This window comes from Bacillus sp. SG-1 (genome assembly GCF_000181495.1).
Lineage (GTDB): Bacteria > Bacillota > Bacilli > Bacillales > Bacillaceae_B > Rossellomorea.
On sequence record NZ_ABCF01000001.1, the window covers coordinates 445,822 to 460,828 of the forward strand.

The 15,007-nt window shown below is 40.9% G+C and carries 19 protein-coding genes and 1 riboswitch; all 19 genes read left to right on the forward strand.

The window, feature by feature from the left end; genetic code table 11:
* Nucleotides 1–111 precede the first annotated feature (111 nt).
* The 19 genes from BSG1_RS02340 (at nt 112) to BSG1_RS02435 (ending at nt 14,949) form a co-directional block, all read left to right on the forward strand.
* Entirely contained in the window at nt 112–1,116 is a 1,005-nt protein-coding gene (locus BSG1_RS02340) for a DUF3231 family protein (protein WP_006835204.1), read from the forward strand.
* A gap of 7 nt (nt 1,117–1,123) precedes the next feature.
* Nucleotides 1,124–1,594, forward strand: a complete 471-nt coding sequence (locus BSG1_RS02345) for a hypothetical protein (RefSeq protein WP_006835205.1) — start codon at nt 1,124–1,126, stop codon at nt 1,592–1,594.
* A 750-nt stretch (nt 1,595–2,344) separates the two neighbouring features.
* On the forward strand, nt 2,345–2,815 hold the full coding sequence (locus tag BSG1_RS02350) for a hypothetical protein (protein ID WP_044022221.1): 471 nt from the start codon (nt 2,345–2,347) through the stop codon (nt 2,813–2,815).
* 75 nt (nt 2,816–2,890) lie between these two features.
* A riboswitch (TPP riboswitch) is annotated at nt 2,891–3,001 on the forward strand.
* Nucleotides 3,002–3,118: 117 nt separating this feature from the next.
* Nucleotides 3,119–3,880 carry a 3-oxoacyl-ACP reductase gene (locus BSG1_RS02355; protein ID WP_006835209.1) on the forward strand — a complete coding sequence of 254 codons (762 nt, stop codon included), beginning with the start codon at nt 3,119–3,121 and terminating at the stop codon, nt 3,878–3,880.
* 22 nt (nt 3,881–3,902) lie between these two features.
* A complete protein-coding gene (gene thiM / locus BSG1_RS02360) occupies nt 3,903–4,715 on the forward strand; it encodes a hydroxyethylthiazole kinase (protein ID WP_006835210.1) in 813 nt (270 codons plus the stop codon).
* Between the two features lie 13 nt (nt 4,716–4,728).
* Nucleotides 4,729–5,553: a bifunctional hydroxymethylpyrimidine kinase/phosphomethylpyrimidine kinase gene (gene thiD / locus BSG1_RS02365; RefSeq protein WP_044022222.1), complete on the forward strand. Its 825-nt coding sequence runs from the start codon at nt 4,729–4,731 to the stop codon at nt 5,551–5,553.
* Nucleotides 5,543–6,211, forward strand: coding sequence for a thiamine phosphate synthase (gene thiE / locus BSG1_RS02370; protein WP_006835212.1), 669 nt, complete (start codon nt 5,543–5,545; stop codon nt 6,209–6,211). Before thiD ends, thiE begins: the two co-directional genes overlap by 11 nt.
* Before the next feature lie 298 nt (nt 6,212–6,509).
* Nucleotides 6,510–7,262: a DUF2268 domain-containing putative Zn-dependent protease gene (locus tag BSG1_RS02375; RefSeq protein ID WP_232214168.1), complete on the forward strand. Its 753-nt coding sequence runs from the start codon at nt 6,510–6,512 to the stop codon at nt 7,260–7,262.
* An 808-nt stretch (nt 7,263–8,070) separates the two neighbouring features.
* Complete coding sequence (locus BSG1_RS02385; protein WP_006835215.1) at nt 8,071–8,298, forward strand: hypothetical protein; 228 nt, start codon at nt 8,071–8,073, stop codon at nt 8,296–8,298.
* Nucleotides 8,299–8,348: 50 nt separating this feature from the next.
* Nucleotides 8,349–8,888, forward strand: a complete 540-nt coding sequence (locus BSG1_RS02390) for a hypothetical protein (protein WP_006835216.1) — start codon at nt 8,349–8,351, stop codon at nt 8,886–8,888.
* Nucleotides 8,889–9,006: 118 nt separating this feature from the next.
* A complete protein-coding gene (locus BSG1_RS02395) occupies nt 9,007–9,474 on the forward strand; it encodes a DUF4367 domain-containing protein (RefSeq protein WP_006835217.1) in 468 nt (155 codons plus the stop codon).
* A 258-nt stretch (nt 9,475–9,732) separates the two neighbouring features.
* Entirely contained in the window at nt 9,733–10,359 is a 627-nt protein-coding gene (locus BSG1_RS19675; RefSeq protein WP_269479308.1) for a DUF2711 family protein, read from the forward strand.
* A 263-nt stretch (nt 10,360–10,622) separates the two neighbouring features.
* The gene (locus tag BSG1_RS02405; protein WP_232214169.1) at nt 10,623–11,126 is read left to right on the forward strand and encodes a hypothetical protein; all 504 of its coding nucleotides are present in this window, start codon (nt 10,623–10,625) and stop codon (nt 11,124–11,126) included.
* Nucleotides 11,127–11,195: 69 nt separating this feature from the next.
* Nucleotides 11,196–11,675, forward strand: a complete 480-nt coding sequence (locus tag BSG1_RS02410) for a hypothetical protein (RefSeq protein WP_044022223.1) — start codon at nt 11,196–11,198, stop codon at nt 11,673–11,675.
* Nucleotides 11,676–11,693: 18 nt separating this feature from the next.
* Nucleotides 11,694–11,933, forward strand: a complete 240-nt coding sequence (locus BSG1_RS02415) for a hypothetical protein (RefSeq protein ID WP_044022224.1) — start codon at nt 11,694–11,696, stop codon at nt 11,931–11,933.
* Between the two features lie 98 nt (nt 11,934–12,031).
* Nucleotides 12,032–12,403, forward strand: a complete 372-nt coding sequence (locus BSG1_RS02420) for an FAS1-like dehydratase domain-containing protein (RefSeq protein WP_006835223.1) — start codon at nt 12,032–12,034, stop codon at nt 12,401–12,403.
* Nucleotides 12,404–12,620: 217 nt separating this feature from the next.
* A complete protein-coding gene (locus tag BSG1_RS02425; RefSeq protein WP_156791344.1) occupies nt 12,621–13,397 on the forward strand; it encodes a hypothetical protein in 777 nt (258 codons plus the stop codon).
* A 21-nt stretch (nt 13,398–13,418) separates the two neighbouring features.
* Nucleotides 13,419–14,279, forward strand: coding sequence for a hypothetical protein (locus BSG1_RS02430; protein ID WP_006835225.1), 861 nt, complete (start codon nt 13,419–13,421; stop codon nt 14,277–14,279).
* A gap of 235 nt (nt 14,280–14,514) precedes the next feature.
* Nucleotides 14,515–14,949 carry a VOC family protein gene (locus BSG1_RS02435; protein ID WP_006835226.1) on the forward strand — a complete coding sequence of 145 codons (435 nt, stop codon included), beginning with the start codon at nt 14,515–14,517 and terminating at the stop codon, nt 14,947–14,949.
* The last annotated feature ends 58 nt before the right edge of the window (nt 14,950–15,007 follow it).

Below are 15,007 nucleotides of genomic sequence, written 5' to 3' on the forward strand. Positions count from 1 at the left end.
GGGCTTGAAAAAGCATTCTCTAATAATCCAGGCAAAATAGTGTCAAATTTGAATGAATCATTATGAACGGGGTTAAACTAATGTACAGTATATGGAAGGGAGATATGGTTAATGGGAAATCACCAGGTGAATATGAATGCTTCTGAACATGGCCTATTTTGGTCGCAATATATTAATGACACTCTTTCAATATGTGTCTTTAAATATTTTTTAAAACATGTCAAAGATGAGCAAATCAGGGGTGTTCTTGAGTTTGCCTTGGGACTTGCAGAAGGGCATGTCGTTAAAGTCAAGCAATTTTTAAAAGCAGAGAATGAACCGATACCAGCGGGATTCACAGATGAAGATGTGACGGTTGGCGCACCTCCTTTATTTACAGATACATATATGATTGTCTATGTGCATATCATGGCAATCCATGGCATGACCAGATATTCAGGAGGGATAGCCGGTTGTTTACGGGAAGACTATATAAAGTATATTAGTGAATGTATAAAAGAAACGATGGAGCTTTACGAAAAGACAAGCAAAATCTTGTTGGAAAAAGGGATTATCAGCAAACCGCCGGTGCTTAACAATAAAGCAAAGGTGGACTTTATTGACAAACAATCGTTTATGACCGGTTGGTTCGGTGACCGGCGTCCTATTAATGCAATTGAAATTAGCGGTACTTACCTCAATATCCAAAAAACAGTAGGGAAAATGGTACTGGAATTAGGTTTTGGTCAAGTGGCACGGTCTAAAAAGGTCCGCGACTATATGGACAGAGGAAGAAAGGTATGTCAGAAGCAATATGAACGACTGTCACAAATGTTAAAGGAAGATAACCTGCATGTTCCAACAACATTTGAGACTGAAGTAACCGATTCAACTGTTCCACCTTTTTCCGATAAGCTGATGTTATACCATGTCACGACGCTGCTTTCTTCTGCTGTTGGTTATTATGGGGAGGCATTGTCAATGTCTCAAAGACGGGATTTTTCAGCGGCTTACATGAAAATGATAGCTGAAATTGGGATACTTGCGGAAGATGGAATGAACCTCTTAATCGAGAACGGCTGGATGGAGCAGCCTCCTACAGCTACGGACCACGATAGCTTGTCAAAGCGTAAGTGATACCGACATGGTAAAACGAGACAAAGCGATTGAGAGTCTGGTCTGGAGTATCGCTCTTCCGGGTTTCGGTCAAATCCTGAATGGCAGGTATATAAAGGGGATATTATTTCTCTTTTTAGAGGTGCTGGTCAATATATACTCCCATTTCAATCAGGTCATTTATCTCAGCTTCAACGGAGAATTTACGCAGGCGGAGCTGATTGCAGACAAACAATGGCTGATGTTTTATCCATGTATATACTTTTTTGCGATGTGGGATGCGTTCAAGGATGCTGGAGGAGGAAAGAAACCATTTTCCTATCTTCCATTTGTGTTTTCTGCTTATTTCGTTACGGTAGGGGTCATGTATTCCGGTACAATGAATATTTTGGGGGTAGGCGGTGTTTTGTGGCTCCCCATGTTATGTATCGTCCCTGGAATCTTGGTTGGCTGGGTGTTGAAATATTTATTAACCAAGAAGTACACACGTAATGTCTAACACCCTAATTGTAAAGGGGATTAAGATGATAAGAAACACGAAGCTCTTATTGGGAGCCATGGTGGTTATTCCATTCCTGTCAATCCCTTTGATTGGAAAAAAACGTTCAAACGTTTTATGCCAGCAGGAATCTTAATCAGTCTAGTTGTCGGGGCAGTCAGTGTTATGGCCAGGAAGTGGAAATGGTGGTGGTATGAAAAACTTCATACGCGAATCCCTGGTATCACTCCTTTCATCGGCCCCTTTTTTATAGGTGGATATTAAAACTTACATATGGGAAATTTACGAGATTTGTTCTAATAAGCTTGATTGTGGATTCCTTGTTCACTTATGTATTTGTAAACTATTTAACCAAGTCTGGAATCGCATCGCTCGTCAGGATAAAAAAGATTCACCTGTCGCTCATTCTTTTCATTGAAGCGTTGCTGTTGTACGGTTTTCAATATGTTAAAGAGAAAGTCACGAATAAGAGAGTTTCTCTTTGCTCATGGTCGTTGTTGATCAGATTGTTAATTGATGGTCATCACGTTGATATTCAAGGGGAAATGATACAATCGGCATGATATTCTCCATGTCTTGTCTATACATAACGAGTATAAGTTTCTTTTTATGGTGAAATCAATAAAACCCTGTTAGTGGGAATCCTGGCTTTATGACGTACCTCGTATTTTGATGGGATTTGCGGTGAAGTCAAAATCAAAAAATACATAATCACCTGCAATGTATCCTAACTTTAAGGGGTGGATGAAGATGATTAGATATCCGAAAATATTATTAGGTTCCATGCTGGTTCTCCCTTTTCTATCACTCCCTTTGATTGGAAAAAAGTCATTTAAAAGATTCATGCCAGCAGGAATCTTTATTATTTCCATTATGGCAGTGGTCGATTTTATAGCTAAAAAGAGGAGATGGTGGTTGATCTATGAAAAAATTCATCCGAAAGTTCCTGGAATCATACCTTTTTTGAGTCCATTCTTTATAGGATCAATTTGGATTATGAAATGGACGTATGGGAAGTTTTTGAGGTTCACTTTGGTTAACCTCCTTGTGGATTGTTTGTTTATTTATGTTTTCGTGAAATTTCTTACCAGATCGGGTATTGCCTCCATATTCGGGTTAAAAGAAAAGCAAGTGTCGCTTATCTTTTTCATTCAATCCCTGATGCTGTATGGCTTTCAGTATGTTAAAGAGAAGGTTACCAAGAGGAGATTCAAGTTTTAAAAGAAGGCCAAAAATAAGCAAGAGACTTTACAGAAACTAAATTTAGGATTAAGATGAACTCAACCAACTACATAGTTTTACTGCTAGGGGTGCCTGTTGCGCGGGCTGAGAAAAAAACCGATCTGTTTTTTACCCTTTGGACCTGATCTGGATTATACCAGCGTGGGAAAGTAGTCATTAAGGGAACGATTATTTCCTTTACATACTTCAAACCAAACCAGGTCCTTAAGTGGATCTGGTTTTTTTATTTTACCAGGGGGCAGTTAATGAGTTGGGTCTATTCGGACATAGGAGGGTTTGTATATGAAACTTCAAGAGCAGGTAGTTCTTGTAACAGGCGGAAGCAGAGGTCTCGGGAAAGAAACGGTGGCGGCATTTGCCAGAGAAGGAGCCAGAGTGGTAATCAACTACTTTAATAGTGAGGAGAAAGCCTGTGAGTTGCAAAGAGAAATCGGGGAACGGGCAATTGCTGTAAGGGCGGACGTAAGGGATGCCAAACAGGTACAGGACATGTTCGCGGAAGCCAAAGACCGCTTCGGTTCACCGGTTACGACCATCATCAATAATGCGCTCGTAAATTTTCAATTCGATCCGGTATCCAAGAAAAATGCTGAAACGATTTCTTGGGACGATTACAATCTGCAGCTTGAAGGAGCCGTGCGGGGAGCATTGAATACCACACAAGCAGGTCTTCAGGATATGAAAGAGGTCGGATTTGGGCGCATTATCTCTGTCGGAACCAATCTTTTTCAAAATCCAGTCGTTCCTTATCATGATTACACGACAAGCAAAGCTGCATTACTGGGCTTTACAAGGAATATGGCGAATGAGCTGGGGCAATACGGTATTACGGCCAATATGGTATCAGGCGGCCTGTTGAGAGTGACCGATGCCAGTGCAGCTACTTCCAAAGAAGTGTTCGAGATCATTGAATCTTCCACTCCTTTGAAAAAAGTCACAGATCCCGCTGAGGTAGCCGATGCGATCGTATTTTTCGCTTCCCCATGGGCAAGGGCTGTCACAGGACAGAATCTTGTCGTCGATGGCGGACTTGTCATGAACTAAGAAATAAAAGGAGGGAAAGATAATGAAAATTCAAGAGATTGGAAGTCTTCTAGATAAAGTCAGGGAAGTGAACCCGCTTATCCATAATATTACCAATGTTGTGGTGACCAATTTTACAGCGAATGGCCTTTTGGCGCTGGGTGTTTCACCTGTCATGGCTTATGCCCATGAAGAGGTGGCAGAAATGGCTGGAATAGCCGGAGCGCTCGTCCTTAATATGGGGACATTGACGGAAAAAGAAGTAAAGAGCATGCTGATCGCCGGGGAATCAGCGAACACACATGAGGTACCGATCATTTTCGATCCGGTTGGGGTCGGAGCGACGACTTACAGGACCGAAACAGCCAAAAGAGTACTGAGCGAATTGAATATATCCATTCTTAGAGGAAATGCGGCCGAAATCGCCAATGCAGCCGGACAGCAGTGGGACATTAAAGGAGTTGATGCCGGTGAAGCAAAGGGGAATACACATGAACTTGCGAAAACGGCGGCTCAAGAACTCAGAACGGTTGCGGTGATAACCGGAAAACAGGATGTTGTGTCAGACGGTGAGACCACCTACCTTGTGAACAACGGGCACCCTCTGCTAACGAAAGTCACTGGAACGGGTTGTCTGTTAACATCGGTCATAGGCGCATTCTCAGCAGTTGAAAAAGACCCGGTCAAAGCGGCCGTGGCGGCACTTGTAGTGTACGGAACAGCAGCAGAACTTGCTGCGGGAGCAATAGGGGATCAAGGTCCCGGAACCTTCCAGATCGAGTTACTAAACAGCCTTTATAACATCAATGTTTCAGATGTTGTAAAACGTGGTTCTTTTGAAAAAATCAGTCAGTAAGGAGGAATGTCAGATGAACGTAAATAAAGCATTGACGATTGCTGGATCTGACAGCGGCGGCGGAGCCGGGATTCAGGCAGACTTAAAAAGCTTCCAGGAACTCGGCGTATTTGGCATGTCGGCTCTCACTGCTGTCACCGCGCAAAATACAACTGGCGTCCAGGGTGTTTTTCCGATGGATGCCGATGCGGTGGTCAGCCAAATCCAATCCATCGGGGAAGACCTTCCGCCTGATGCAGTGAAAACCGGAATGCTCTTTAATGCGGAAATCATAGAGAGGGTTTCCCGTGAGATAGAGCGGTATCAATGGAAAAATATTGTGATCGATCCGGTCATGATTGCCAAAGGCGGGGCAAGCCTCCTTCAGAAAGAAGCGATTTCTGCGATGAAGGAATACCTCATTCCTCTTTCGATGATCATTACCCCGAATATTCCGGAGGCTGAAGTACTGACGGGAGCAAACATCAATACGGCCGCAGGCAAAAAGGAAGCTGCAAGAAAGCTCCACGAAATGGGCGCCAAGCATGTGATCATCAAGGGCGGACACGACGATACTGCTGACTATGCTTCTGATTTACTGTTTGACGGGGAGGAATTTTATGAATTCACCTCCAAGAGATTCGGCACCCGCAACACGCATGGCACAGGCTGTACCTACTCTGCTGCGATTACAGCTGGTCTGGCAGACGGGCTGCCTGTCCCTGTAGCCGTTGAGCGGGCCAAGGACTTCATCAAAGCCGCCATTGAAGATGATCTGGGACTTGGGAATGGACACGGGCCGACCAATCATTGGGCCTTTAACCGGCGTAAGAAGGGAACCGTGACGAATGACCTATAGCAGCCAACAAATAAAAGAACTTCTTAAAGTCTATTTCATCATGGGCAGCGCCAACTGTCTTCAACATCCGGAAGAAGTGCTTCGTGGCGCCATCAAAGGAGACATTACACTCTTCCAATTCCGTGAAAAAGGAAACGGCTGCCTCCAAGGTGAGGATAAACTCCAGCTTGCCAAAAGGCTGCAATCTATCTGTCAGGAAAACCAGATTCCGTTCATCGTCAATGATGATATCGAACTGGCGGTTGAACTGGATGCCGATGGGGTTCATATCGGTCAGGAAGATGAACCAGCAGAAGACGTCCGTCGAAAAATCGGAAATAAGAAAATCCTGGGGGTCTCTGCACATACTCTGGAGGAAGCGGAGCACGCCATAGCAGCAGGAGCTGATTATCTTGGCATCGGACCGATCTATCCAACATTAACGAAGGAAGACGCCAAGGCGGTACAAGGATTGACCTTCATCCAGGAATTGCGCGAATCCGGCATTGTTATTCCGCTTGTAGGCATCGGAGGCATTACGGCCGAAAATGCTGCGCCAATCATTGGGGCAGGGGCTGACGGTGTTTCCGTTATAACAGCGATCAGTCAAGGGAAATCACCGGAAGCGGCTGCACGGATGCTGGCTGTTGCTGTTGGTAACGAGGATCAAAGGATCTAATTTTTGGTTTTCGATTTATCAAAAAGAGTACCGAAGATCATTGATTCGGTACTCTCTTTTTTTGTATGTATTTTCAACTAAAAATCAGATTTTAGTCTGTTTTTTCGTCACCGCTGAAAACCTAATAAATTGGAACTATGGTAAAATAAAATGGAAAAATGTTCAATTAAAGAGCGTGTCAGCAATAGAAGCTCTGTGATGAAAATAATTTTTCTGGGAGTGGAGAACAATTAGTCAAACAAAAAATCTAGTTGAAAGCAATTCAAGACTTGGCGATATGGAGGAATTCATAACAACCGTGAAATTAAATCCGGAAGGAAACAGAGAAAAGTACCTAATAGATAGTTTTAAGTTTAATGAAGAAAACTTAGGATTGATGTTATTTTTCGGAATGTTCCATTTCAACAATGATATTGACTCACTCGAAAAGCAATTAATAAACATGTTGGAACTTGATTATGAAACCTTTATAAAAGAAGAGCTTGAACGATTGCAAGGACAATATCCTTCAAACATCCCTATTAATCTTGAACTGTTTATTCTGGATGAAAATGATCAATTTGTTAAGTCAAAGCTTGGTGGAGTCTCAGCCTTTACGGAATGGGATGGAAGGATGTGTTTTGCTGTACTTCCAGAAGAAAGCGTCCGCAAAACCCTTAAATCTGTTTTGACTCACGAGTACCATCACCATTGGCGTATAAGTGCTCTCAAGATGGATGAAGAAAATACAAATTTACTCGACCGAATGATCTTAGAGGGACTAGCAGAACACTTTGTGAGATTAACCTTAGGTAACAGTTATCTTGGACCTTACAAAGATGCCCTGACCGAACAACAAGCAAAAGTCCTTTGTGAAACCAAATATAAACATCATTTTGAAGAAACAGGCTCTTCAACTGACTCTTATATGTTCGGAAGTGAAGAAAAGGGTTTACCGTTTTGGGGTGGTTACTCTTTAGGCTACTATTTGGTGAAGTGGTATCTCGATAGGAACGTTGATATTTCTATAGAAAAATTATCTTTATTACCGAGTGAAAAGTTTTTAGACTAATCTTATATACGTAAATGGAACAAGAGCATAAGGTCTCTCAGAGTGTCAGCAAGATGGAAACCTGATGCCCATTCAATTTTGTACAGATATGTTAGCGGTTGGCTTTATTACTGTCTTGACAGGACTCTTTTATAAAAAAGTTTAGCAATAATTCTATCTGCATCACACATTAGAAGTGAGGAATATCACTAGATGAATATACTGATTAAAGCCAGTTTGCTTTTTATGATACGCTGTTTTCGTATATATTGTTGCTCTCGGAAAAATCCAAAGAACCGGATTTTTCCCTTGGAGACAAAGGCTTTTTTCTCTGAACAAGGTGAATTAGCTCTTTTCTTCCTTGTTTAACAGGCTATTTCTGGTTAATTAAGTATAGTTTTTAAAGTTTGTATTAAATAGCAACAAAGTTTACGAAAAGAGCCTTATGATAATTGTCATGAGCGGTTGTTCTGAAGAAGACATATTACAAATTAAAATCCATCAGCTGAAGAGCTTTTCAGAAACAAAGGAAAAGAACGAACTGGTAATCTCAGATAGTGAGGGTAGCATTCAAGAAAGCGAAAGCTGCCAGGCATTTCAGATATGGCCGACCCTTACTACAAAGTCATACTTGGAGATAATGAGGACTTTATTTCCTTTGGCTGCACGAAAAACAAGGAACCATTATGAAACTGAAAGATACTCATACTATTTACAGCCTTTCTGAGTCTTCTGTTGGGAAGTGAAACGAGATACTGAAGAGTCCATGAGTATCTTTCTTTTTTTGCTGGATTTAACCAACCAGAGATCGGTTTAAGGAGGAAAGAACTTGAACAGAAGAATAGGCGTCTTCTTATTTATATTTTTATCTTTCCTGACGTGGCTTTTCTTTGCCATATACCTGTCAGATGTAGGTGATTGGTGGACAGTCATGGAAGTAAAACAACTCAGTGAGGAGGCGAAGGTAGTCGGAATTTCATCTGTAAAAGTGTTGATTAGTACCAGCTTTTTTATTGTCGTTGGTACAGTTTTAAATAAGGTGATTAAGAGATTGTGAGAAGTGTGAAAGCTTCGAATGGTTCTAGTTTTTAGATAAGGGAGATAGGTATGAAGAACAAGAACTCAATCGTTGTATTAACAGTAGGTTTTACTGCAATTTTTCTTTTGATTTTCAGTATGACTGTCGATGAAACAGATACACGAACAGATTACAAGGAAGAATTAGCAGGTTTCGATGAAATTGACAAGATTAATGCTAAGCATTTAAAGAAACGTGATGAAATACAAGAGTTAAAGCAAAAGGCTATTAACGAAATCGTGCTTGTTGAATTCCAGGAAGAATTTCACTTGAACCTATCAGAATATGTAAATATAGAACTAACCTCTCTGCCTAATGATTTAATAAATGAATTGCCGTCCTCATCTCAATTTCATCCAAGATACACCCTTGCTTTCAGAAATGAAATAAAAGGCTTCGTACTACACAAAGATCCAAATAGCGGAAACAACCAATTAGTATCTCTTCAAAAAGCGGGAGGTAAATGGATAGTGACGGACACCGACGTTCTGCCTGGTAAAAAATATACTGCTGAGTATATACAGTCAGTGGAAAGAAGAGTAGAAAAAGATTATGAAAAGGGAATTTGAAGTTAGTACCAGAAAGATATTCAATAACCTGCAAAATTCTAGTAGCCGCTCAGCGTATAGGAAATTGAAACTTTTCCCTCATTGCCCCGTAAAGATATACATAAGGGAGGCTAATCATATGAAAAAATTACTATTTATGCTGGTTGCATTTCCTTCTCTTCTTTTCGGGTGCAGCCACAGCAGAGAAGACCTGGTGGAGTACAATCACAGTGAACTTTCCGCTGAGCTGGCGGAAAAGGGGATTGAGCCTAAGCTGCCAACGGAATTCCCTGTGGCGATCGAAGGATATGAAATATTTGAGCCGCCGCACAAATCAAGCAGGTACGAAACAAGCCTAACGGGGAAAAACGGGGAAATTTTTACGTTAACTGTACACACGGCACCGGTTTCCTATGAAGGGAACATTGAAAAAGAAGATGTCAAAATCAATGGGAATGAAGGCTTTTATACCGAGAATGAAGTAACGGGTCCATCTTTACATTGGACTGAAGGTGATTATCATTACATTTTAGAGTACCGCACAATTGGTTTTGATACTGTAGTTAACAAGGAAACCATGTTAGATATAGCGGAATCATTCGAATAGAGGAAGCTCATTTCACGACTATAAAGGGGGTGGTTACATGCAATTGGGACCTATTGGGCTCTTTTTGTATGGGCTTGTGCCCTTTATCATTTTGTCAATCCTGATCTTCTTGATCATTTACTATCTAAAGAATAGGAAATGAAGAATACCAAATTATGAGCAAAAAAGGATGAGGACCTTGTCTGTAAAATATTTTTTCCCTGATTTAGATAAAACCAGAGATCACCCGCTTTTAACTTTGCTTCCTGATGAATATAAATCAGCAGCTGCCTTTTTTATCCATTTATTAAAATGCCAGACGGGTGGGTGTCAGACAAAAGTGCCAAGTATAATGTTTATTACCCGGTGAAGGAAGATATTCTTCAGTATGGTACGCCTGTGTCCTGGAAAGAAATGATGAAAATCAGCGGTCTTAAAAGGGTGGGGGAAGTTGCTTTTGCTATGCATGCCCGGTTGTTTGGTGGCTTCGCTAAAAACTCCCATCACCGGATGCTTTCAAAGTTGGAGGCTGCCATGGACACTTCGCTATTTTATCCTGAAGAGGATGAGCTGTCTCTATTTCTGCTAGAACCGATAAGGAAGCTATTTTCTTCAAAGGGAGCCCGTAAAATAGAGTATATGAGCATGATGGATGGTGGCGGGTCACTTGATATTCTTAATGCAAGCATTGAAGATCTATCAAATCTTTGTACAGGACCAGTGACGGTTAAAGATGAGAATGCAGACTTTGTACTGACTTGTTATTTCGATGGAAATGCAGCCCTCTTTTTTTCCAAGGAAGAGAATCTCCATGACCTGCTTGCTGGCACTGGTTTAGAAGGCGTTATCTACAAGAGGGATACTCCACTGGCATGGGAACGGTCGAAAGTTGACTACTTTGGTTGAACCTGCGAGGAACAATAAGGAAACACCATCCCCCATCGGGCATTTTTATACTGAAGGACCGATAAAACAATATGGAGGCAGCTATGAGAAGTAAACAAAGGAATGTTGGAGATGACTACATAAGAAATAAAGCAGCACTTATCTTAGCGGTGGTGTTATTTGCAATCTGTGTATACTTATTTTTCCCTTATCCTGATTATTAACCATTAAACGCCAGATCCACGTTCATGTCTTTTCCGATAAGAACCAGCGATGGATATAACTTGCTGGGTATCATAGGCTCCATGTTATTTTTAATAACCATTGGTTTGATTGTTTTCGGCTTAAAAAAATATCGACTTCGTACACTCGTCATTATTTCCATTATTTATGCCTTCTTACCCAAAATGCTGATTTACAGTTACCAGGAAACACTGGCCAATGGCATTGCAGCTGTTTCACTCAGTGAGAATGGATCATGTCACTTTGAAGAGGCGAGCGAAGATATAATGACTGGCGAATGCAGCCTGGTCCTTAAGAATCACAGCAGTGAAGATGTGACATTTAAGCTGGAATTCATCGATTCAGATTGGGATGGTAATTATAGGGCAGAGTCACTCATGAATAAAAACGGTCCGTATACCATAAGCATAGAAGCAAATCGTCAGAAACAAATTGATTTGAAAGAATTGCTGGATGTATCAGAAATACCTAACCGGATTCATTCGGGATCTTCAAGTTACATACATATTAAAATAAACGACGGTGAGAAGACCCGGATTTTGTAAATCGAAAGCCATAGGGCGAATAAATTGAGAACACGGTATCACTTATAACAATAACTGGAGGGGTGGCTCATGTTCAATCTGTTATTAATGTTTCATATCGCTGCAGGCTGCGTTTGTTTAATTAGTGGTGTATTGGCGATGACATCGAAGAAACGGAAAGGGAGGCATACGGTCTCAGGTGAGATTTATCACTTCTTCTATGTAATCGTCTTCCTCACAGCGGTCAGCTTGTCGATCCTGCACTGGGAAGAAAGTGCCTACCTATTCTATATCGCGGTTTTTTCTTACGGGCTTGCGCTTTGGGGTTACCTGGCGGGGAAAATCAGGTGGAAAAATTGGCTCAGCACCCACATCGGCGCTATGCTCGGTTCGTATATCGGCATCGTCACTGCAACGATTGTTGTCAATATTCCGAGGGTACCGGTGCTAAATGAACTTCCTGTCCTTATTTTTTGGTTCCTGCCGACAATAATTGGAACACCACTAATTACAAAAGTAGCAAATAAGTATAGCCCTGGAAAACCTAAAGGGATTTCTGTAAAGCCTTAAAGAATGGAGGTTCAATCCATGAAGAAGAAATTATTTTGGTTTCCTTTAATCGCGGCGTTATTTTCCATAACGATTCTATATGCGATTGGAAACATATTTGAGATTTCCTTGTTACAGTGGAGTTATTATAAAGATATCTCATCGGATGGGTTCAGTTTTGAAGTAGGCGCTTCATTTGTTCCTGTCTTAATTGGTTCTTTCATTGGATTTATTACTGAACGGATTCTCAAACATAGATATAAGAACAGCTCTATCTAACACTGACGGTCATTTCATGCAAAAAAGTTCCCCTTCTTTCATCACAAATAAACTAAAGTAAAATAGCAGGTAAGAGTCGGAGAAAAGGAGCTAAGAGAATGAAAACAGGAGATGTTTTTACTTGGGAGAGAACGTTCACGCGGGAAGAGGTCATGGAGTTTGGACAGCTGTCAGGTGACCAGGGCCTACATCATATGGAACCTGATGAACATGGCCGCGTAATGGTCCAAGGGTTGTTGACGGCAAGCATCGGTACAAAAATCGGCGGTGATTTGAATTACATCGCAAGAGATATGCACAACGAATTCATCCGACCTGTTTTTACAGGAGACACCATAACATGTGAGCTCCAGATTACAAAAGTGGAACCATCAGAAGGGTACAAAAAGGTGGAAATGGATTTCGTCTACCGAAACCAGAGAGGAAAGGAAGTCCTCCTGGGTTCAAGCCGGGGGATCATTCGAGAGTGAAACAAAGAACTTTTTATTAGGAAATCAGTGACAGCAATGCAACACCATTACATAGGATAAAGAGGCGGGATGGGTACCTGTCGTTTATCAGGAGAGAACAAAGCGCTTGTGATTTTGCAGGCGTTTTTATTTATCTGTGATTACATGGAAAATATACCAATAATTTGGTAATATTAGAGATGTAATTTTCTGATTTTTACAAAAATAGCATTTGCCATTGAATAAATCTAAAGGAGAGAAGATTATAGCGACAGTAGTACAATCATTAGTAGATAAGTGTCTATATAATTGGCTCGGTTATGGAAATGTGAACAGTTCGATTTGGTTTATGGGGATGGAAGAAGGAGGCGCTGAGATATGGAGACAGCAAACGAAAACATTAGAGGGAAGTCTTTCATTAAGAAGTGAATTTGAAATTGAAATGGATTTTCAGCATGTTTGGGAAGAGTTATATGGAATACCTCTACAGACATTTAAGGGACCAAATGTATGGAGATATATGGCTGCGTTTCTCCTCAGTTTAAATGGAGTAGAACCAACTGGTGACGAAATAAGAAGTTTTGTTTTTGAAGAGAAAAAGCTTGGCAAAAAAGGTGGCGATCACTTTCTATGTGAATTTCTTCCGCTTCCGAGGAGGTCAAATACGGACATTGAAGAATATAATGATATATGGCAGTCAAACAGGGCTTATTTAAGAAGTGTAGGAGATAATCGATTTACACTTATTAAAGAGACATTATTAGAAAATTCAAATGTGAAGCTTCTGCTTTCCTATGATCGAAAGTACTCCAAGATGTTTTTGGAGCATTTTCAAACGGAACTTATAAAAGAATGGAATGATAGACGCAACAAACTATTTGCTATTTACGCTGTTAATCTTTCCTCTGACCGTAAAGTCTACTTTTTAGTTACACCATTCTTCGGACAAGGACAAGCAAGTTATGAAGGATTAGAGGATGCAGCAAAAATCGTTAAGGAATTATCCATTTTATAGCTTGATAACTGGAGGGGAAATATGAGGGCCTTTGTTCATGCATGGTCGAATAAATTTGATGACAGTAAGTATCCTCACCACTTTTACACAGAGTCTTTAAAAAGTATTGAGACAGCAAACAATATTGATGAACTTGCAGAGAGTATAATAGGAATGCTTCACTGGAAAGATGGCAAAGTCGTAAAGGATCCAGCAGGAGATTATAACCTAAAAGGGGTATCCTATAGACTTAAAACTCCTAAACCTAATACTTACCATGAGGACAAACATAAACCTATCTTTTATAGTAGGAAATTTTATGAATTAGCCGCGACCATCCGTGATGAAAAATCTTTTGATTCAGCAGCAGTAGATAAACTTACAGGGTCAGAACTTCCACTGTGGGCTTCTGGCTCCGTTGTCATACCTACATTCGTCCTCCATATCTTATCACCAGGAATTTACCCATTATATGATCAACATGTAGAAAGAGCAAAGAGAGCACTGCTTGCCGAGGAACTCAATCAAAAAGGAACTACTTTAAAACTAAGAGATTACTTATCTTATAGAGAGTTTTTCGAGGAATTTCTTGTCTCTCACTATGGGAAGAGTGAGAAGTACAGCCTAAACGAGGTGAAGGAGATTGATAGAGCATTATGGAGTTTTGGAAAGTCTCTGAAAGCAAAAATTGCTTTTAAAAAGAGACCCGCTGAAGTTAAAACAAAAAGAACACCTAGGAAAGAATTTAAGAAAAGGGTCATTGAGCTTATTAAAGAGGGACACCCCCATAAGCTTGCGTTCGAACTGGCGGGGCAAGAGTTTGACATACCGTTATCCAGAAGCCAGAAGCTCTATCCTGGATCCGTTATTTATCAATGGAGAAAGCAAGGATATGATGTATAAAAGAATCTAAAAACGATAAAACGCTCATAGCTCTTATGTTTAGAAGACTATTTTCCGCTGGGCGTCTTATCGAAAATCGAAGCAAACACCGGTATTGCAGAACATGGCGCTGTAAATAAAATGAATTAGTCAGAAGTCAAACAGCTGTGCATTATGTCTGTTTTTCTGGTGCAAGTTCTATAACCATGTATCCTAAAATAAGATGTCCAAATTATTCCAAAGGGGTTGTTGAATGATGTCAATCAGTTTGAATCCGTATTTATTTTTTGATGGTAATGCGAGAGAAGCGGTCCATTTTTACGAGAAAGCACTTGGCGGTAAAGTGATGGGTATCATGACGTATGGAGAAGGACCGGATAATCCGGATTATCCACTGTCTGATGACATGAAGAATCGCATTATGCATGCACACTTGAAAGTCGGCGAAGGTGATCTCATGTTCTCCGATACATACGAAGGCATGCCTTATCAACCGGGCAATTCAATTCAGATTGCGATTCAACCTAAAGAAGAGGCAAGAGCAAAAGAAATCTTTGCTGCTTTAGAAGATGGCGGACAAGTCGTTATCCCTCTTCATAAGACGGATTTCAGCCCCTTATACGGAATGGTAACGGACAAGTTCGGGGTTAGTTTCAATGTGAATGTTCCAATGGATCAGCCGGAGGAGTAACAATAAGAGCTCCGCTTCACCCAAAAGCAAAGCCTCCTGTTCATGAATGGATAGGGGG

Bases quoted from the DNA above. Each gene is read 5' to 3' on its own strand.
- BSG1_RS02350 (WP_044022221.1), top strand. From the start codon at position 2,345: ATGATTAGATATCCGAAAATATTATTAGGTTCCATGCTGGTTCTCCCT.
- BSG1_RS02410 (WP_044022223.1), top strand. From the start codon at position 11,196: ATGTTCAATCTGTTATTAATGTTTCATATCGCTGCAGGCTGCGTTTGT.
- BSG1_RS02415 (WP_044022224.1), top strand. From the start codon at position 11,694: ATGAAGAAGAAATTATTTTGGTTTCCTTTAATCGCGGCGTTATTTTCC.
- BSG1_RS02435 (WP_006835226.1), top strand. From the start codon at position 14,515: ATGTCAATCAGTTTGAATCCGTATTTATTTTTTGATGGTAATGCGAGA.
- BSG1_RS02390 (WP_006835216.1), top strand. From the start codon at position 8,349: ATGAAGAACAAGAACTCAATCGTTGTATTAACAGTAGGTTTTACTGCA.
- BSG1_RS02355 (WP_006835209.1), top strand. From the start codon at position 3,119: ATGAAACTTCAAGAGCAGGTAGTTCTTGTAACAGGCGGAAGCAGAGGT.
- BSG1_RS02345 (WP_006835205.1), top strand. From the start codon at position 1,124: ATGGTAAAACGAGACAAAGCGATTGAGAGTCTGGTCTGGAGTATCGCT.
- BSG1_RS02420 (WP_006835223.1), top strand. From the start codon at position 12,032: ATGAAAACAGGAGATGTTTTTACTTGGGAGAGAACGTTCACGCGGGAA.
- BSG1_RS02340 (WP_006835204.1), top strand. From the start codon at position 112: ATGGGAAATCACCAGGTGAATATGAATGCTTCTGAACATGGCCTATTT.
- thiD (WP_044022222.1), top strand. From the start codon at position 4,729: ATGAACGTAAATAAAGCATTGACGATTGCTGGATCTGACAGCGGCGGC.
- thiE (WP_006835212.1), top strand. From the start codon at position 5,543: ATGACCTATAGCAGCCAACAAATAAAAGAACTTCTTAAAGTCTATTTC.
- BSG1_RS02395 (WP_006835217.1), top strand. From the start codon at position 9,007: ATGAAAAAATTACTATTTATGCTGGTTGCATTTCCTTCTCTTCTTTTC.
- thiM (WP_006835210.1), top strand. From the start codon at position 3,903: ATGAAAATTCAAGAGATTGGAAGTCTTCTAGATAAAGTCAGGGAAGTG.
- BSG1_RS02430 (WP_006835225.1), top strand. From the start codon at position 13,419: ATGAGGGCCTTTGTTCATGCATGGTCGAATAAATTTGATGACAGTAAG.